This is a genomic window from Micromonospora sp. NPDC049240 (genome assembly GCF_040647835.1).
In the GTDB taxonomy this organism is placed as follows: Bacteria; Actinomycetota; Actinomycetes; order Mycobacteriales; family Micromonosporaceae; genus Micromonospora.
Genome location: NZ_JBEZCX010000009.1, coordinates 97,659 through 114,239, shown reverse-complemented (window position 1 = coordinate 114,239; position 16,581 = coordinate 97,659). Strand labels below are relative to the sequence as shown.

Below are 16,581 nucleotides of genomic sequence, written 5' to 3'. Positions count from 1 at the left end.
TGGCGTCAGCCCACCGGATCGAGCGTGGTCAGGCGCTGGGTGGCCCGGGACAGCGCGACGTAGAGCGTGCGGACACCCGAACCCGGGTCGGCCCGGATCTCGCTCGGCGCGACCAGCACCACCCCGTCGTACTCCATGCCCTTGGCCTGGAGGCTGGTGACCACCTGGAGCCGGCCCGCGTCGAGGTCGCCCAGCCAACCGGCCACCTCGTCCCGGCGCGGCACCGGCGTGATCACGCCGACCGTGCCCTCCACCTCGGCCAGCAGCGCCCGAACCGCCTCGACCGTGGCCGCCGGCAGCTCGGCCGCGGCCACCGTCCGCTCCACCGGTGGCACGCCGGTGGAGCGCACCGCGACGGGCAGCGCCAGATCCGGATACCGCCGGCGGATCTCCGCCGCCGCCACCGCGAAGATCTCCGCCGAGTTGCGGTAGTTGGTGGTCAGCTCGAAGCGACGCCGGGGCCGCCGCCCCAGCGCCTGGTCACGCGCCCGGTCCAGCTCCTGCGGATCGCCGGTCCAGGCGGTCTGCGCCGGATCGCCGACCACGGTCCAGGAGGCCAGCCGGCCGCGCCGACCGACCATCCGCCACTGCATCGGCGAGACGTCCTGCGACTCGTCCACCACCACGTGGGCGAAGTCGCGGTAGTCCACCGGGCGCTCCCGGGCGGCGGCCCGGGCCGCACGCTGCCGATCGGCGTACGTGCTCAGCTCGCGCACGCCGCCGGCCAACTGGTACGGGTCCCGCTTCGGCCGGGCCCGCCGCACCGGCTTGCCGAGCAGCGCGTCCAGCTCGTCCAGCAGCGCGATGTCGGCGACGGTCAACCCGTCGGTGTCCAGCGTCCGGTACGCGTCGGTGAGCAGCCGGATCTCGGCCGCGGAGAGGACCCCGCCGGCGTACCGGCGCAGCCGCTCCGGCCGGGCCAGCCAGCCCAGCACGTGACGCGGGTGCAGCCGGGGCCACCAGGCCTTGAGGAACTCGCGGAACTCCGGCCGCTCGATGATCTCGTCCTCGAACGCGGGCTGTTCCGGCAGCCGGCCCACCCGCAGCGTCCGGGCCTGCGCGTAGAGCGCGGCGAGCACGGCGTCGAACGCGGCCCGACGCACCTCGTTGCGACGCGCGCCCCGGGTCAGCGTGCGGTCCCGCACCGCGTCCAGCGCCGGCCGGTCCAGCCGCAGCAGCTCACCGCGGTAGAGCAGGCGCAGCTCGGCCGGCGAGTCCGGCACCGCGTCCCGCGCGGCGCGTTCCAGCACCCGGCGCATCCGCAGCGAACCCTTCACGGCCGCCACCTCCGGCGGGTCGGTCCGGGTCGCCGACAGGCCCGGGAACAGCGACCCGAGCGAGTGCAGCGTGGCGGTCTCCTCGCCGAGCGAGGGCAGCACCGAGGCGATGTACTCGACGAACACGCCGGACGGGCCGACCACCAGGATGCCGCCGCCGGCGTACCGGGCCCGGTCGGAGTAGAGCAGGTACGCGGCCCGGTGCAGCGCCACCGCCGTCTTGCCGGTGCCCGGGCCGCCGGAGACGATCGTGACGCCGCTGCCCGGGGACCGGATCGCCTCGTCCTGCTCCCGCTGGATGGTGGCGACGATGTCCCGCATCCCGCGACCGGTGGCCCGGGACAACGTGGCCAGCAGCGCGCCGTCCCCGACCACCGCCATGTCCGCCGGCGCGGCCTCCGGGTCCAGCAGGTCGTCCTCGATCCGGGTGACCCGCTCGGCGGCGGACTGGATCGTGCGCCGGCGCACCACGCCGCGCGGCTCGGCGGGCGTGGCCTGGTAGAACGCGGCGGCGGCGGGTGCCCGCCAGTCCACCACCAGCGTCTCCGCGTCGTCGGCGCGCACCCCGAGCCGGCCCACGTGCAGCACCTGCCCGGTGCGCAGGTCCAGCCGCCCGAAGACCAGCCCCTCGTGCTCGGCGTCCAGCACGTGCCGGCGCTGCGCGGCGTGGAAGACCATCGCGTCCCGCTCGACCAGCGCGCCGAACGTGCCGACCCGGGCCAGCCGGTAGCCCTCCCGCTCGGCGTCGGCCGCCGACCGGCGCAGTTCGGCCAGCCGGGCGTACACCCGGTCGAGATGCCGCTGCTCGGCGGCGATCTCCCGGTCCAGCGTGGTCTGGTCGGTCAACGCGGTGCTCCTGTGGTCGGACGGCACGACGGGCTGAATGAGGGTACGGGCCGCCGGCAAGCCGCACGTCGGGGCCTGCCTCCGCGCCGGCCCGGACCGGTGCCGGGACCGTCCGTCAGGCCGCGGCCGGGCCTGGAACCGCGATGCCGGCCAGCACCCGGCGCAGCACCCCGGCCACGGCGGCGTTCACCACGTCGGGCCGTTCCATCATCAGCATGTGACCGGCGCCGGGGCAGACGGTCAGCTCCGCGGTGGGCAGCGCCGCCGCGATCGACTCGGCGCAGGGCGGCGGCGTGAGCCGGTCCCGGTCGCCGACCAGCGCGGCGGCCGGCAATCCGCCCAACGCGGCCAACGTCTCCAGCCGGTGCTGGGCGCCGATCGAGGCGCGGAACCCACCGATCGAGCGCAGCGTGGCGCGCGCCACCGCGGAGGTGACCAGCCGGATGTCCGCCGGGTCGCAGCGGTCGCCGAACAGCATCCAGCGGATGCTCGGCCGCAGCGCGCGCAGCAACGCGTACGGCGGACGCCAGCCGCCGCAGCGGGCCAGCACCCCGGCGCCGGTGGTCTCGGCCAGCCGGATCAGCCGGGCGATCCGGGGCGAGAGCCCGTAGACGGTGTGCGTGTGCCCCTCGGCGGTGGTCGAGACGAAGACCAGGCCGGCGGTGCGCTCGGCGAACCGGTCGGGGTGGCGGTGCGCGTACTCCATCACCGTCATGCCGCCCATCGAGTGCCCGACCAGCACCACCGGGCCGGACACGGCGAACTCGTCGACCACCGCGGCCAGGTCGTCCCCGAGCTGGGCCAGCGTCGCGTCGCGCAGCGTCAGGCAGCTCGACCGGCCGTGACCGCGCGCGTCGTAGGCGACCACCCGGACCCGCTCGCCGAAGCGGTCCCGCAGGTCGGTGAGCTGCCGGTGCCAGCTCCGCCCGTCCAGCGTCCAGCCGTGCAGCATGACCACGGTGACGTCGGCGTCGACCGGCCCCGTCACCGTGACGTGCAGGCGTACGTCGTCGGAAAGCCGCAGCTCCTGGTGCTCCGACATGGTCCACCTCCCCGGGCCGCCCGGTGTCCGGTCACCGGGGCGTTACCCGGTGGTGACACCGGCGTTACCCGTCATGACACCACGGCAACCGGGCCGGTGAGAAGATTCGCCGTCCGCCCCCGTGCGGTCCGATCGGTGACCAGGCTGGAGGCATGCCGTCCCCGCCCGCCGCCCGGACCCCCCGGGCCGCCCTGGCCGAGCTGCTCACCGGCAACCGCCGCTTCGTCAGCGGCCAACCACTGCACGGGCACGACGTGACCGCCGCCGCGGCGGTCGCCTCCGGCGACCAGCAGCCCTACGCGGTGGTGCTGGGCTGCATCGACTCCCGGGTGCCGCTGGAGGCGATCTTCGACCAGACGTTCGGCTCGATCTGCGTGATCCGCACCGGCGCGCACGTGCTCGACCGCGCGGTCTGCGGCTCGATCGAGTACGTGGTGGGCCAGCTCGGCGTACGCCTGGTGATGGTGCTCGGCCACGAGCGCTGCGGCGCGGTGGGCTCGACCGTCGACGCGGTGCGCACCGGGCGGCGGCCCGGTGGCGCGCTGGGGTACGTGGTGGACCGGATCACCCCGGCGGTGCGGGAGGTCGGCGTGGCGGACCCGGCTGTCCACCCGCTGGCGATCCGCCGGCACGTGCGGCGCACGGTGGCCGCGCTGCGCGCCGACGACCTGCTCGCCGACCGGGTCGCCACCGGCGAACTGGCCGTGGTGGGCGCGCTCTACGACCTGGCCACCGGTGAGGTCACGCTGCTGCCGGCGGAGGAGACACGGAACCGCCCGCCGGGGTGATCCCCGACGGGCGGTCGCGGTGGTGCGGGTGAGGGCGGCTCAGCCCTCGAAGACACCGGCCTCGACGAGACGCTTCTCGGTCGCGTCCCAGCCGTGGTCCGGGTAGGACGCGGCCAGGCCGTTGATCTCGGCGCGGATCTTGGCGGCGTGGCCGGCGGCGGCCAGCGTCCGGATCTCCTCGACGAAGGCGTCGGAGTCGGTGCGCAGGTGCGCGGTCTTGCCGTTGGTCAGGTTGCGCACGTAGGCGTGCTTGCCGCCGTTGAGCGGGATCAGGTACTTGAACTCGCCCAGCACGCTGAGGGCGCCACCCTGGCCAGCCTGGCCGGCCCGGACTGACGCGCGCGCGGTCTTAGAGGTGTTGCTCGCCACGGAGGTACTCCTTGCAGACGTACGGTGGGGACGGGAACCGTCCGGGGGCTGTGCGAGTGACGCCCGGGTTTGAGCGCCGGCCCGCGAAGACGTGCGGCGGCACAGAACCGCCCAGAGAACTGTACACGAACGCGACGCCTGGCTGGTGGTCGCGCCGTCACCGGGACACAACCGGGTCGCCCACCCGGGTATTTCCGGCCGACCGACCGCGGCGAATTTTCCGATTCGCTGGCGCACCACCTGCCACAGCGGTCATCATGTGTGCCAGGGGCCACTCGGGTGACGAGGTCGTAGGGGAAGACGCACCTCGGCTCACCGGGAGGTCACCGTGCCAACGCGTGGCGTCGTATACGTCCACTCGACCCCGCTCGCCGTGTGCTCGCACGTCGAGTGGGCGATCGCGCGCGTCCTCGCCGCGCCGGTCAACCTGCACTGGACGGGGCAGCCCGTCGACCCCGGCGCGCGGCGCGCCGAGTGCGGCTGGACCGGCAGCCCGGGGACGGGCGCCGAGCTGGCCGCTGCCCTCCGGCAGTGGCCCATGATCCGTTTCGAGGTGACCGAGGAGCCCAGTCCCGGCGCCGACGGCGAGCGCTTCATGTACGTCCCCGGCCGGGGCCTGTTCCGGGCCACCGTCGGCGCGGCCGGCGACATCCAGCTCGGCGAGGACCGGCTGCGTACCCTGATGGCCGCCGCCCGCGCCCCGGAGGCGCTCGCGCACGCCCTCGACAAGGCGCTCGGCACCGCCTGGGACGCCGAGCTGGAGCCCTACCGGTACGCCGGCGACGGCGCGCCGGTGACGCTGCTCACCCGGGTGGGGTGACGCCGGGCGAGTTGCCCCGATACGGTGGGGCCCGTGTCGATTCCTTCGCGACGCTCCGCCGTCGCGCTCGCCGCACTGACCGCGCTGGTCCTCACCGGCTGCTCGGACGGGCCGGACCGGCCCCGGCCGACGCCGTCGACAGCGACGCCGTCGGCGGGCGCGAGCGCGTCGGGGTCCACCGACCCGGCCGCCGCCGATCCCGCCGCCCGGGCCGCCGCGCTCGTCGCCACGCTCTCCGACGAGGACCTGGTCGGCCAGGTGCTGATGCCGTACGCGTACGGCAGCTCGGCCACCCGGGTCTCCGCCGGCTCGGCCGCCGGCAACCGGGCGCTGGCCGGTGTCGACACCCCCGCCGAGATGGTGGCGAAGTACCGCCTCGGCGGCGTGATCCTGGTCGGCTTCAGCGCCGACGACCCGACCTCGGGCAACCAGGAGACCACCAACGTCGACAACCCGAAGCAGGTCCGGGCGCTGACCGACGGGCTGCGCGCCGCCGCCGGCAAGTTGCCCGCCGGCGCCGCGCCGTTCCTGGTCGGCACCGACCAGGAGTACGGCGTGGTCACCCGGATCACCGACGGGGTGACCCAACTGCCCAGCCCACTCGCCGCCGGCGCGGCCGGCAACCCGGCGCTGACCGAGGCCGCCTGGCGGGCCGCCGGCGCCGAGTTGGCCGCGATGGGGATCAACCTGGACTTCGCCCCGGTCGCCGACGTGCTGGCCACCCGCAGCACGGTGATCGGCTCCCGGTCCTTCGGCGCCACCCCGGCCACCGCGTCGCCCCAGGTGGCCGGCGCGGTCCGCGGCCTCCAGGCCGAGGGCGTCGGCGCGGCGGTCAAGCACTTCCCCGGGCACGGCCTGAGCGCCGCCGACTCACACACCGAACTTCCGGTGGTCGGGCAGTCCCGGGCCGTGCTGGAGCGCACCGCGTTCCCGCCGTTCCGCGCCGGGATCGACGCCGGCGCCATGGCGGTGATGTCCGCCCACCTGAACGTCACGGCGGTCGACCCGGGCACCCCGGCCACGTTCTCCCGCAAGCTGCTCACCGACGTGCTCCGCGGCCAGCTCGGCTTCCAGGGGGTGGTGATCACCGACGGGATGAACATGGCGCCGGCGAAGAAGTGGTCGCCCGGCGAGGCGGCGGTCCGCGCGCTCAACGCCGGCAACGACCTCATCCTGATGACGCCGAACGTGGGCCAGGCGTACGACGGACTGCGCGCCGCGCTGACGGACGGCTCGTTGCCCCGCACCCGCCTGGTCGAGGCGGTCACCCGGGTGCTCACCATGAAGTTCCGGCTGGCCGGGCACCCGCAGCCGGCGCTGTCGACGCTGGACGGCCCCGAGCACCGCAAGGCCGCCGCCGACCTGGCCGCCGCCGCGGTGACCGTGCTGCGCGGCACGTGCGGTGGTGCGGTGACCGGACCGGTCCGGGTCACCTCCTCCGGTGGGCGGGACCGCACCCGGGCCCTGCTGACCGAGGCGCTCACCGCCGCCGGTGTCAAGGTGGTGTCCTCCGGCGGCACCGTCGTGCACCTCGTCGGGTACGGCGACGGCACGAAGGACCTGAACGCCGACGCGGCGGTGACGGTGGCGATGGACACGCCGTACGTGCTGGCCGGGGCGAAGTCGCCGACGGTGCTGGCGACCTACTCGTCCACCCGGGCCTCGATGACCGCGTTGGCCGCGGTGCTCGCCGGCAAGGCCCGCCCCACCGGCCGCGCCCCCGTCCCGGTCCCGGGCCTGCCCGCCACCACCTGCAAGGTGTAAGGACGGGCCCCCTGTTAACGCCTCCGGTATAGAAGGGGCCCCCTCTCACACTCACGTGTTAAGAAGGGGCCCTTCCTTGCAGACCTGGTTCAGGGGCGGGTGAAGACCAGCGCCACGTTGTGCCCGCCGAAGCCGAACGCGTTGTTCAGCGCGGCCGGGATCTCCAGGTGCCGGGCCTTGTGCGCGGCCACCTCCAGGCTGAGGCCGTCGTCCGGGTCGTCCAGGTTGACCGTGGGCGGCACGACCCCGTCCCGGATGGCCAGGATGGTGGCGATCGACTCCAACGCGCCGGCCGCGCCGAGCAGGTGCCCGGTCATCGACTTGGTGGCGGTGAGCAGCGGGTGGTCACCGATCGCCTCGCGCAGCGCGCCGATCTCCAGCATGTCGCCGACCGGCGTGGAGGTGGCGTGCGCGTTGACGTGCACGATGTCCCGTCCGGCCATGTCCGCGTCGGCGAGCGCCCGGGTGATGGCCCGGATCGCGCCCTCGCCCTCCGGGTGCGGCTGCACCATGTCGTACGCGTCGGAGGTGACCCCGGCGCCGGCCAGGCGCGCGTAGACGCGGGCACCGCGGGCGGCGGCGTGGTCGGCGCGCTCCAGCACCAGCACGCCCGCGCCCTCGCCGAGCACGAAGCCGTCCCGGGCCTTGTCCCACGGTCGGGACGCCTTCTCCGGCTCGTCGTTGCGGGTCGACATGGCCCGCATCGAGGCGAAGCCGGCGATCGGCAGCGGGTGGATGACCGCCTCGGTGCCGCCGACCACCACCACGTCGGCGCGGCCGGCGCGGATGATGTCCAGCCCCAGCGAGATCGCCTCCGCGCCGGTCGCGCAGGCGCTGGCCAACGAGTGCACCCCGGCCTTGGCGCCCAGTTCCAGCCCGACCCAGGCGGCCGGGCCGTTCGGCATCAGCATCGGCACCGTGTGCGGGGAGACCCGTCGCGGTCCGGACGCCTCCAGGATGTCGTCCTGGGCGAGCAAGGTGGTGGCGCCGCCGATGCCCGAGCCGACGCTGACGGCCAGCCGTTCCGGGTCCGGCCCGGCGTCGGCCAGCCCGGCGTCCGCCCAGGCCTCCCGCGCGGCGATGAGGGCGATCGCCTGGGAGCGGTCCAGCCGGCGCAGCTTCACGCGGTCCAGCACCTCGGCCGGGTCCACCGCCAGTTGGGCAGCGATCCGGACGGGCAGTTGCCCGGCCCACTCCTGGGTGAGCGCACTCACCCCGGAGCGGCCGGTCAGCATGGCGTCCCAGGTCGACGCGACGTCCCCGCCGAGCGGGGTCGTCGCGCCGAGCCCGGTGACGACGACGTCGGGGCGACTCATGATCAGGACTGCGCCTCGATGTAGCTGACCGCGTCCCCGACGGTCTTCAGGTTCTGCACCTCGTTGTCCGGGATCTTGACGCCGAACTTCTCCTCGGCCGCCACCACGACCTCCACCATGGAGAGCGAGTCGACGTCGAGGTCGTCGGTGAAGGACTTCCCCTCGGCCACGTCGTCCGGGCTCACCCCGGCAACCTCTTCGAGGATCTCGGCGAGGCCGGCGGTGATCTCGTCACGGGTCATTGCGGTTGGTTCCTCTCATCGGGGTTTCTCGGCGGCCGGCGACGCCGGTCACCGCACCTGGAGCGCGTTCGCGCCCGAGGGGGTCATCAGGGGCAGCGCACGACCTGACCGGCGTAGGTCAGGCCGCCGCCGAAGCCGAACAGCAGCACCGGGGCGCCCGCGGGCACCTCGCGTCGCTCGACCATCTTCGACAGGGCCAGCGGAATGCTCGCCGCCGACGTGTTGCCGGACTCGACGATGTCCTTGGCGATGATCGCGTCCGGGATGTTCAGCCGCTTGGCGATGCCGTCGATGATCCGCGCGTTGGCCTGGTGCGGCACGAACGCGGCCAGCTCCGACGGGGCCACCCCGGCCCGCTCGCAGGCCTGGAGCGCCAGCGGGGCCAGCGCGGTGGTGGCCCAGCGGAACACCGACTGCCCCTCCTGCGCGATGTACGGACGCCAGCCCTCGATCCGCACCGCGTCGCCCTTCTCCGGCGCGGAGCCCCACACCACCGGCCCGATCCCGGTCGGCTCGTCGTCGGCGGTCGCGGTGACCACCGCCGCGCCGGCGCCGTCGCCGAAGATGATGCAGGTCGACCGGTCGGTCCAGTCGGTCACGTCGGAGAGCTTCTCCGCGCCGATCACCAGCGCGTTGCGCGCCGCGCCGGCCCGGATCGCGTGGTCCACCGTGCCGAGCGCGTACGCGAAACCGGAGCAGGCGGTGTTGAGGTCGTACGCCGCCGGCGCGTTGATGCCCAGCTTCGCGGCGACCCGGCAGGCCACGTTCGGGCTGCGGTCCACCGACGTGCAGGTCGCCACCACGACGAGGTCGATGTCGGCGGCGGTGAGGCCGGAGCTGGCCAGCGCCTTGCCGGCGGCGGCGGTGGCCATGTCGGCCACGGTCTCCTCGCCGGCGATCCGCCGGGTGGCGATGCCGACCCGGTCCCGGATCCACTCGTCGTTGGTGTCGACGAACTGTGCGAGCTCGTCGTTGGTGACCACGCGGGAGGGCTGGTAGTGCCCCATCGCGGCGATCCGGCTGCCGGCCATTTAGTGCGATCCTCCGATGCGGACGAGGGGCTGGCCCGGGGCGACCGGGTCGTCGTGGTGCGCGAGCCACTCGGTGAGCAGCCCGCTGTCGTGCGCGGTCACCTCGACCCGCCCCTGCCGGGCGGCGACGTGGCCGACGACCTGGCCGGCGTGCACACCGGCGCCTTCGGTCAGCTCGGCCACCGGCGTGAAGACGCCGGCGGCGGGGGAGACCACCACCCGGAAACCAGACGCCGGCGGGCGGGCGACGCCGCCACCGCCGTGCCGGGCGATCAGGCTCCGCGCGGCGGGCAGGTCGTCGGGCGTGTTCAGGGTGACGATCTCCGGTGCCCCGTCCCCCTTCAGCTCCCGCTTGACCAGACCGGCCAGCGTGCCGGCCGGCGGCAGTTCGACCACGCCGGTGACGCCGAGGTCGACCAGGGTGCGCATGCACAGGTCCCAGCGGACCGGGGCGGTCACCTGCCGGACCAGCCGCTGCACCGCCTCCCGGCCGTACCCGACCGGGGCGCCGTCGAGGTTGGACAGCAGAACGCGGGCCGGGTCGGCGACGGTGACGCCGCCGGCCACGCCGGCCAGCGCGGTCTCGGCCGGGGCCATGTACGGGGTGTGGAACGCGCCGGCCACCTTGAGCCGGATGACCCGTGCCCGGGTCGGCGGTTCGACGGCGAGCTTCTCCAGCCCGGCGATCGCGCCGGCGGCGACGATCTGGCCGGCGCCGTTGCGGTTGGCCGGGTGCAGGCCGTGCGTCTCCAGTGCGGCGAGCACCTCGTCCGGGTCGCCGCCGAGCACGGCGGCCATCCCGGTCGGCTCCAGCGCGCAGGCGGCGGCCATCTCCCGGCCGCGTACGCCGGCGAGCGTCACGGCCGCCTCGGCGGGCAGCACCCCGGCCAGCGCGGCGGCGCCCAGCTCGCCGACGCTGTGCCCGGCGACGACCCGGACGTCGTGCATCGGCAGGTGCTCGGCGGCGAGCAGCGCGGCGGCGACCAGCAGCGGCTGGGTGCGGGCGGTGTCCTTGATCTCGTCCGCGTCCGCCTCGGTGCCGAGGTGGATCAGGTCGACCCCGGCCAGCGCCGACCACCAGCGCAGGCGCGCCTCGGCGCCGGCGAGGTCGAGCCATGGGTTCAGGAAACCGGGCTTCTGTGAACCCTGTCCGGGGGAGAGTACGGCGAGCACGTGTACGACTCTGACGGATACTCGCGGGTCGCGCTGTAACGCACGGCACCAAACCGCACTAGAAGCTTTAGAGGAAACCTACAAAGATCGGCGCCGGTCGTCGCCGCTCTGGGCCACTTTCCGACCGGCTGGGCTCGCTGTCTGGTTCGGGACCGGCGTGACGGCCGGGACCACCGGGTCGAGCCGACCGACGGTCAACGCGACCTGGAGCGCGAAGGCGTCCCGCGGGGCGAGCGGCGAGAACCCGGTCACCTCGGCGATCCGCTTCAGCCGGTAACGCACCGTGTTCGGGTGCACGAACAGCGCCCGCGCCGCGCTCTCCAGCGTGCCGCCGGCGGCGAAGAACGCGTCGAGCGTCTCCAGCAGTTCGCCGCCGCCGGCGCGGGCCAGCGCCGCGTACACGTCGTGGCGCAGCCGGCGGCGCGCCTCGGCGTCGCCGGCCAGCGCCCGTTCGGGCAGCAGTTCGCCGGCGGCGACCGGGCACGGCGCGGTCGGCCAGGCCGGCGCGGCCCGGAACCCGGCGAGCGCCGCCCGCGCGGACTCGGTCGCCTCGTCGAGGCTGGGCACCGCCGGACCGACCACCACCGGCCCGTCGCCGAACGCGGTACGCAGCTTCCCGGTGGCCGCCAGCGGATCGGCCGCCCCGCCCAGCACGATCACCAGGCGGTCGCCGTGCACGCCACCGATCACCTCGACGCCGATCCGGCGGGCCTGCCGGTAGACGGTGTGCAGGACGGCCGACACCTCACCGCCGGGGGAGCGGCCCACCGCCACCGCCACCGGCGGCGCGTCCGACCAGCCCAGCGCGGCGGCGCGGCTGGCCAGCACGTCCGGCGAGTCGCCGCGCAGCAGCGCGTCCACCAGCAACGCCTGCAACCGGGCGTCCCAGGAGCCCCGGGTCTCGGCGGCCCGGGCGTACACCCGGGCGGCGGCGAACGCGATCTCGCGGGAGAACCGCAGCACCGCCTCCCGCAGCGACTGTTCCTCGCCCGGCACGGCCAGCTCGGACACCTGCTCCTCGACGACCTCGATGGTCACCTTGATCAGCGCCACGGTCTGCTGGAGGCTGATCGAGCGGGCGAGCGCCACCGGTGCGGCGGCGAAGACCTCGTCCGACACCTCCTGGGTGCGGTCGGTCGCGCCGCCGCCCTGGCGCAGCCACTGCACCAGTGACCGCACGCCGGCCTGGGCCACCAGCATCACCCAGGAACGCTGGTCGGCCGGCAGCTCGCGGAACCACAGCAGACTCTCGTCCATCCGGGCCACGCTGGCGGTGGCCAGGCTCCCCGCGGCCCGCTCGATGCGGCGCAGCGTGGCCGACGTCTCGGTACCGCCCGGTTCACTCACCGCACCAGCCTGACACGGCCTGACCAGCGGATCCACTCCGAGTCCGCGGCGGCGCCGCGGACGGGCGGTCCGCACCGGTACGCGCTGACGATCTCGTCGGGCCGGGCCAGTACGGTGTCAGAGCGCGTCGGGGCGTTCCGTCCGACGGGCGAGGGCGAAGGGTGAGGGGGACCGGGATGGCGCACGGGGAGGCCGAACACGGCTGCGCCCAGCACGAGCACTGCCGGCCGGGCCACGACCAGCCGCGCCGGGCGGGTCTGACCCATCCGGGTGAGCCGGCCGCCGGGCGGTCGCCGGAGCGCGCCGACGACGAGTCGGCGGCACCGCGTCAGCGGGTCGTCGAGCCGGCCGGTCCCACGGTCGACCCGGCGCCGACCCAGGGCTGCCGCAGCGACCAGGCCGGCTGGGCGGGTGGCCACCGGCACGGCGCGGTGCGCCCCGGCAACCGCACGAGCCGCCGGGAACGGCCGCCGCGCCGCTGGTGCTGACCACGCGGGGCCCGTCCGGCGGTTAGCGTGGGTGGGTGAAGGCGATGGCGATCGACGAGTACGGCCCGGCCGACCTGCTCACCGTTCGTGAGCTGCCCACCCCGCCGGTCGGTCCGGACACGGTCCTGGTGCGGGTGCGGGCCGCCGGGGTCAACCCGGTCGACTGGAAGGTCCGGGCGGGGCACCTGGCCGGCGCGTTCCCGACCCACTTCCCGCTGGTGCCGGGGTGGGACGCCGCAGGCGTGGTGGAGGCGGTCGGTCCGGCGGTGTCCGGGTTCGCCGTCGGTGACGAGGTGATCGGCTACGTCCGTCGCGACGACGTGCAGCACGGCACGTACGCGGAACTGGTCCCGGCCCCGGAGCGGTGCCTGGCCGACAAGCCGGTGCGGGCGTCCTGGCCGGAGGCGGCCGGCCTGCCGCTGGCCGGGCTCACCGCCTACCAGGCGTTGCAACTGGCCCGCACCGGCGCCGGTGACACCGTGCTGGTGCACGGTGCGGCCGGCGGGGTGGGACACCTCGCGGTGCAGGTGGCCCGCGCGCTCGGCGCCGACCGGGTGATCGGCACGGCGAGCGAGGCGAACCACGACTTCGTCCGGTCGCTGGGCGCGGAGCCGGTCAGCTACGGCGACGGCCTGCCGGACCGGGTCCGCGCGGTCGCGCCGGACGGCGTCGACGTGGTGCTGGACCTGTTCGGGGGCGACGCGCTGGACGCCTCCGCCGAGCTGATCGGCCGGCCGGGGCGGCTGGTCTCCACCGCCGACCCGGAGCACGTGACCCGCCTCGGCGGCGCGTACGTCTTCGTCAAGCCGTCGTCGGCCGACCTGGGGGTGCTCGCCGGGCTGGTCGACGCCGGCCGGCTCACCGTGCACGTGGCCCGGGCGTTCCCGCTCACCGAGGCCGCCGAGGCGCAGCGGTTGGTGGAGGCGGGGCACGTCCGGGGCAAGGTCGTGCTGACCGTCTGAGCCGGGCTCAGCGGGTGCGGCGGCGCACCAGGAGCGCGATGCCGGCCAGCCCGACGGTGATGACCAACACCACGCCGATGTTGAGCAGCAGCAGGCGCTGCAACTCGCCGAGCGCGGTGTCGAGGCCCTCCGCCGGGTCGAGCGCCTCCTCCGGCAGGACGCGCTCGCCGCCGCCGATGCCGCCGGAGAGCGTGTCGAACCGGGGCGCCAGCGGCACCCCGACGGCGCGCAGCGTCTCGGACATGTTGAGGCGCCCGAAGAACCAGCCGGCCCGGGGGTGGCTCAGGTCGGGCTGCTTGGCCGGCCGGTAGACCCGGGGACCGCCCTTGGCCAGCGGGAAGAGGTCGTAGGTGTGCTGCGGGCTGCCGGCGGCGAGCACCACCACCGTGTACTTCGGACCGAGGTCCTTGGCCGCCGGGCCGCGGAGCTGACCGGTCGTCCCCAGCCACTTGACCTGGTCGACGATCATGGTGACCTCGGCCGGTTTGGTGTCGGCCCGCAACTGCAACGGCTGGTCGAGCTGGTCGCCGGTGATGTCCACCCCGGCCGGGGCGAGCTTCGGCTTCGGCGCGGCCTGGGCCGCCGTCGTGCCGGTGAGGGCCAGCGTGCACGCCAGCACCGCCGCCCCGGCCACGACGGTCAGCAGCCGCCTCACCTTCCGGACCATCGCCGCCTCCTCGCCCCGTTCGATGGCTGGCTTCCGCTGCCGGTCACACTGGACCCGCCCACCCAAAAGACTCCGCAGAACGTCGCGTGGTTGCAGTAGGTGGAAGAGTATTTGGAACTATCTGCGAGCTGAGACCGACCAATGAACGGTCGAAGATCAGCGGCCGGATCTTACCCGGACGGAGGGGCTCATGGGGGGCAGGGTTGCCCGTACGACACGTACCTGGCTGGCGGTGCTCGGGCTGGCGGCGGGGGTGTCGCTGCTGTTGCCGGCCGCGCCGGCCGCCGCGCACAACTCGTTGACCGGCAGCGACCCGGCCAACGGGGCCCGCGTGGCCGCCGCGCCGAAGCGCATCGAGTTGCGGTTCCTGGCCACACCGAAGGAGGCCGGCACGACGGTCACCGTCACCGGGCCGGACAACGTGGTCGCCGCGGGCGGACCGCCGACCTTCTCCGGGAAGCGGGTGAGCGTGCCCTTCAAGCCCGCCGCGGCCGGGCTCTACATCGTGGCCTACCGGCTCGCGTCCGACGACGGGCATCCGATCAAGGGCGAGATCCGGTTCACGCTGACCACCGGCACCCCGGCCGAGACGCCGGCGACGTCCGCGAGCGCCCCACCGACGACCGCGACGGCGCCCACGAGCGCCGCGCCGTCGCCGGCGAGCCCGACGCCCGCGGCCGCCGCCGGGGACGACGACGGGGGTTCGGGTTGGCTCTGGGCGGCCGGCGCGGTCGTGGTGCTGGCCGCGCTGGGCGGTGGCCTGCTGCTGCGTCGCCGCGCTGCCCGCGGCTGACCGGGTCGGGCACCCGGCGGCAGGCCGGATCCGCGGCGGGCGTCCGCTCGCCCGGTCACCGTGCGTGACGGGACGGGAGAGACCTCTACCGCATCTCGTCATGCCTCCTGGTCATAAATATGACCAGGAGGCATGACGCCCGAAAGGGCAACGTTTCCGGCGCGCGACACGCCCGGACGACACGCCGGGGGCGTCACCCCCGGGCTCAGACCAGGCGTACCCGGGCGGCGCGCAGCCGGGTCAGCGTTCGGTCGCGGCCGAGCACCTCGATCGACTCGAACAGCGGCAGCCCGACGGTGCGGCCGGTGACCGCCACCCGGACCGGCGCCTGCGCCTTGCCCAGCTTCAACCCGCGCTCCGCGCCGACCGCCTCCAGCGTGGCCTTCAGCGACTCGGCGTCCCAGGTCGCCAGCGTGTCGAACGCGGCGATCGCGGCGTCCAGCAGCTCGGCGGCGCCCTCCTTCATCGCCTTCGCCCAAGCCGCCTCGTCGATCAGCGGGTCGGCCAGGAAGAGGAAGTCGACGTTCGGCACGATCTCGCTGAGCACCGCGATCCGGGTCTGCGCCAGCGGGGCCACCGCGGCGAACGCGGCCGGGTCGAACTCGGCCGGCTGCCACGGCGGCGGGGCGATCGTGTCGGTGCCGGTGAGCCACGGCTGGCACGCGGCGACGAACTCCTCCACCGGCAGGGCGCGAATGTACTCCCCGTTGAAGGCGCGCAGCTTCTTCTCGTCGAAGAAGGCGGGGGAGGGGTTGACCTCGTCGAGCCGGAACTCGTCCTCGATCACCGACCAGGGCACGATCTCCCGGTCACCCGACGGCGCCCAGCCGAGCAGCATCAGGTAGTTACGCATCGCGTCGGCGAGGTAGCCCTCGTCCCGGTACGCCTCCAGGGCGACCTTGTCCCGCCGCTTGGACAGCTTCTGCCGCTTCTCGTTGACCACCACCGGCACGTGCGCCCAGACCGGCGGCTTGACGCCGAGCGCGTCCCAGAGCAACTGCTGCTTCGGGGTGTTCGGCAGGTGCTCCTCGGCCCGGATCACGTGGGTGATCCCCATGGTCATGTCGTCGACCACGTTGGCCAGCAGGAAGACCGGCGAGCCGTCGCCCCGGGCGATGACGAAGTCCTCGATCAGCTTGTTCTCGAACGTCGGCTCGCCCCGGATCAGGTCGACCACCACGGTCTCGCCCTCGTCCGGGGTGCGGAAGCGCAGCGCCCGGCCCTCGCCGGCGGACAGGCCCCGGTCGCGGCAGAAGCCGTCGTAGCCCCGGTGCTGCGAGCCGGTACGCGCCTGCACGTCGTCGCGGGTGCAGTCGCAGTAGTACGCCCGGCCGGCCTCGTACAGCCGCTGCGCGGCGGCGCGGTGCTCGCCCGCGTACGAGGACTGGAAGTAGGGGCCCTCGTAGCTGCCGCGGGTGATGCCGATCCAGTCGAGCGCGGAGAGGATGCCCTCGGTCCACTCGGGCCGGTTGCGGGCCGCGTCGGTGTCCTCGACGCGGAGCACGAACACCCCGCCCTGCTGCTTGGCGAAGATCCAGTTCTGCAACGCCGAGCGGGCGCCGCCGACGTGGAACATTCCGGTCGGGGAGGGGGCGAAGCGTACACGTACCGTCACGTCCCCCAGCCTACGGCGGGCCGCGACCGCTTTCCGGCAGG

16 protein-coding genes are annotated in these 16,581 nt (G+C 74.7%); 6 read left to right on the top strand and 10 right to left on the bottom strand.

All coding sequences use genetic code 11. The annotated features are described in order from the left end of the window. Window positions 1–5 precede the first annotated feature (5 nt). Together AB0B02_RS15665 and AB0B02_RS15660 are read right to left on the bottom strand one after the other, a co-directional pair. Window positions 6–2,123, bottom strand: a complete 2,118-nt coding sequence (locus AB0B02_RS15665; protein ID WP_281938531.1) for an AAA family ATPase — start codon at window positions 2,121–2,123, stop codon at window positions 6–8. Between the two features lie 115 nt (window positions 2,124–2,238). After that, window positions 2,239–3,165: an alpha/beta hydrolase gene (locus AB0B02_RS15660; protein WP_281936994.1), complete on the bottom strand. Its 927-nt coding sequence runs from the start codon at window positions 3,163–3,165 to the stop codon at window positions 2,239–2,241. A gap of 152 nt (window positions 3,166–3,317) precedes the next feature. Here AB0B02_RS15660 and AB0B02_RS15655 point away from each other — a divergent pair, with 152 nt between their 5' ends. After that, window positions 3,318–3,953 (top strand): carbonic anhydrase, encoded by a 636-nt coding sequence (locus tag AB0B02_RS15655; RefSeq protein WP_281936992.1) that lies wholly within the window; start codon window positions 3,318–3,320, stop codon window positions 3,951–3,953. Between the two features lie 39 nt (window positions 3,954–3,992). Here AB0B02_RS15655 and AB0B02_RS15650 read toward each other — a convergent pair whose 3' ends face one another. Continuing rightward, on the bottom strand, window positions 3,993–4,322 hold the full coding sequence (locus AB0B02_RS15650; protein ID WP_281936990.1) for a hypothetical protein: 330 nt from the start codon (window positions 4,320–4,322) through the stop codon (window positions 3,993–3,995). Between the two features lie 328 nt (window positions 4,323–4,650). Between AB0B02_RS15650 and AB0B02_RS15645 the strand changes: the two genes are divergently transcribed. Both AB0B02_RS15645 and AB0B02_RS15640 read left to right on the top strand, forming a co-directional pair. Beyond that, window positions 4,651–5,142, top strand: a complete 492-nt coding sequence (locus AB0B02_RS15645; protein ID WP_107155828.1) for a DUF3145 domain-containing protein — start codon at window positions 4,651–4,653, stop codon at window positions 5,140–5,142. Between the two features lie 24 nt (window positions 5,143–5,166). Continuing rightward, entirely contained in the window at window positions 5,167–6,906 is a 1,740-nt protein-coding gene (locus AB0B02_RS15640) for a glycoside hydrolase family 3 protein (RefSeq protein WP_357300733.1), read from the top strand. 89 nt (window positions 6,907–6,995) lie between these two features. On the opposite strand, the gene fabF is transcribed toward AB0B02_RS15640, so the two are convergent. The 5 genes from fabF to AB0B02_RS15615 all read right to left on the bottom strand — a co-directional run bounded on the left by fabF (window position 6,996) and on the right by AB0B02_RS15615 (window position 12,051). Next, window positions 6,996–8,222: a beta-ketoacyl-ACP synthase II gene (gene fabF, locus AB0B02_RS15635; RefSeq protein ID WP_281936986.1), complete on the bottom strand. Its 1,227-nt coding sequence runs from the start codon at window positions 8,220–8,222 to the stop codon at window positions 6,996–6,998. A 2-nt stretch (window positions 8,223–8,224) separates the two neighbouring features. Beyond that, entirely contained in the window at window positions 8,225–8,464 is a 240-nt protein-coding gene (locus AB0B02_RS15630; protein WP_013735281.1) for an acyl carrier protein, read from the bottom strand. An 86-nt stretch (window positions 8,465–8,550) separates the two neighbouring features. After that, complete coding sequence (locus AB0B02_RS15625) at window positions 8,551–9,495, bottom strand: beta-ketoacyl-ACP synthase III (protein ID WP_281936983.1); 945 nt, start codon at window positions 9,493–9,495, stop codon at window positions 8,551–8,553. Beyond that, complete coding sequence (locus AB0B02_RS15620) at window positions 9,496–10,668, bottom strand: acyltransferase domain-containing protein (protein ID WP_281936981.1); 1,173 nt, start codon at window positions 10,666–10,668, stop codon at window positions 9,496–9,498. Between the two features lie 78 nt (window positions 10,669–10,746). Further along, window positions 10,747–12,051: a helix-turn-helix domain-containing protein gene (locus AB0B02_RS15615; RefSeq protein ID WP_308447825.1), complete on the bottom strand. Its 1,305-nt coding sequence runs from the start codon at window positions 12,049–12,051 to the stop codon at window positions 10,747–10,749. A 140-nt stretch (window positions 12,052–12,191) separates the two neighbouring features. Between AB0B02_RS15615 and AB0B02_RS15610 the strand changes: the two genes are divergently transcribed. Both AB0B02_RS15610 and AB0B02_RS15605 read left to right on the top strand, forming a co-directional pair. Next, entirely contained in the window at window positions 12,192–12,503 is a 312-nt protein-coding gene (locus tag AB0B02_RS15610; protein ID WP_357300728.1) for a hypothetical protein, read from the top strand. Between the two features lie 44 nt (window positions 12,504–12,547). Next, the gene (locus tag AB0B02_RS15605) at window positions 12,548–13,465 is read left to right on the top strand and encodes an NADP-dependent oxidoreductase (RefSeq protein ID WP_281938529.1); all 918 of its coding nucleotides are present in this window, start codon (window positions 12,548–12,550) and stop codon (window positions 13,463–13,465) included. 7 nt (window positions 13,466–13,472) lie between these two features. On the opposite strand, the gene AB0B02_RS15600 is transcribed toward AB0B02_RS15605, so the two are convergent. Next, entirely contained in the window at window positions 13,473–14,132 is a 660-nt protein-coding gene (locus AB0B02_RS15600) for a hypothetical protein (protein WP_107155835.1), read from the bottom strand. A gap of 190 nt (window positions 14,133–14,322) precedes the next feature. On the opposite strand from AB0B02_RS15600, the gene AB0B02_RS15595 reads away from it, so the two are divergent. Then, the gene (locus tag AB0B02_RS15595; protein ID WP_357300726.1) at window positions 14,323–14,925 is read left to right on the top strand and encodes a copper resistance CopC family protein; all 603 of its coding nucleotides are present in this window, start codon (window positions 14,323–14,325) and stop codon (window positions 14,923–14,925) included. A gap of 205 nt (window positions 14,926–15,130) precedes the next feature. Here AB0B02_RS15595 and gltX read toward each other — a convergent pair whose 3' ends face one another. Continuing rightward, window positions 15,131–16,540 carry a glutamate--tRNA ligase gene (gene gltX / locus AB0B02_RS15590; protein ID WP_357300724.1) on the bottom strand — a complete coding sequence of 470 codons (1,410 nt, stop codon included), beginning with the start codon at window positions 16,538–16,540 and terminating at the stop codon, window positions 15,131–15,133. Between the last annotated feature and the right edge of the window lie 41 nt (window positions 16,541–16,581).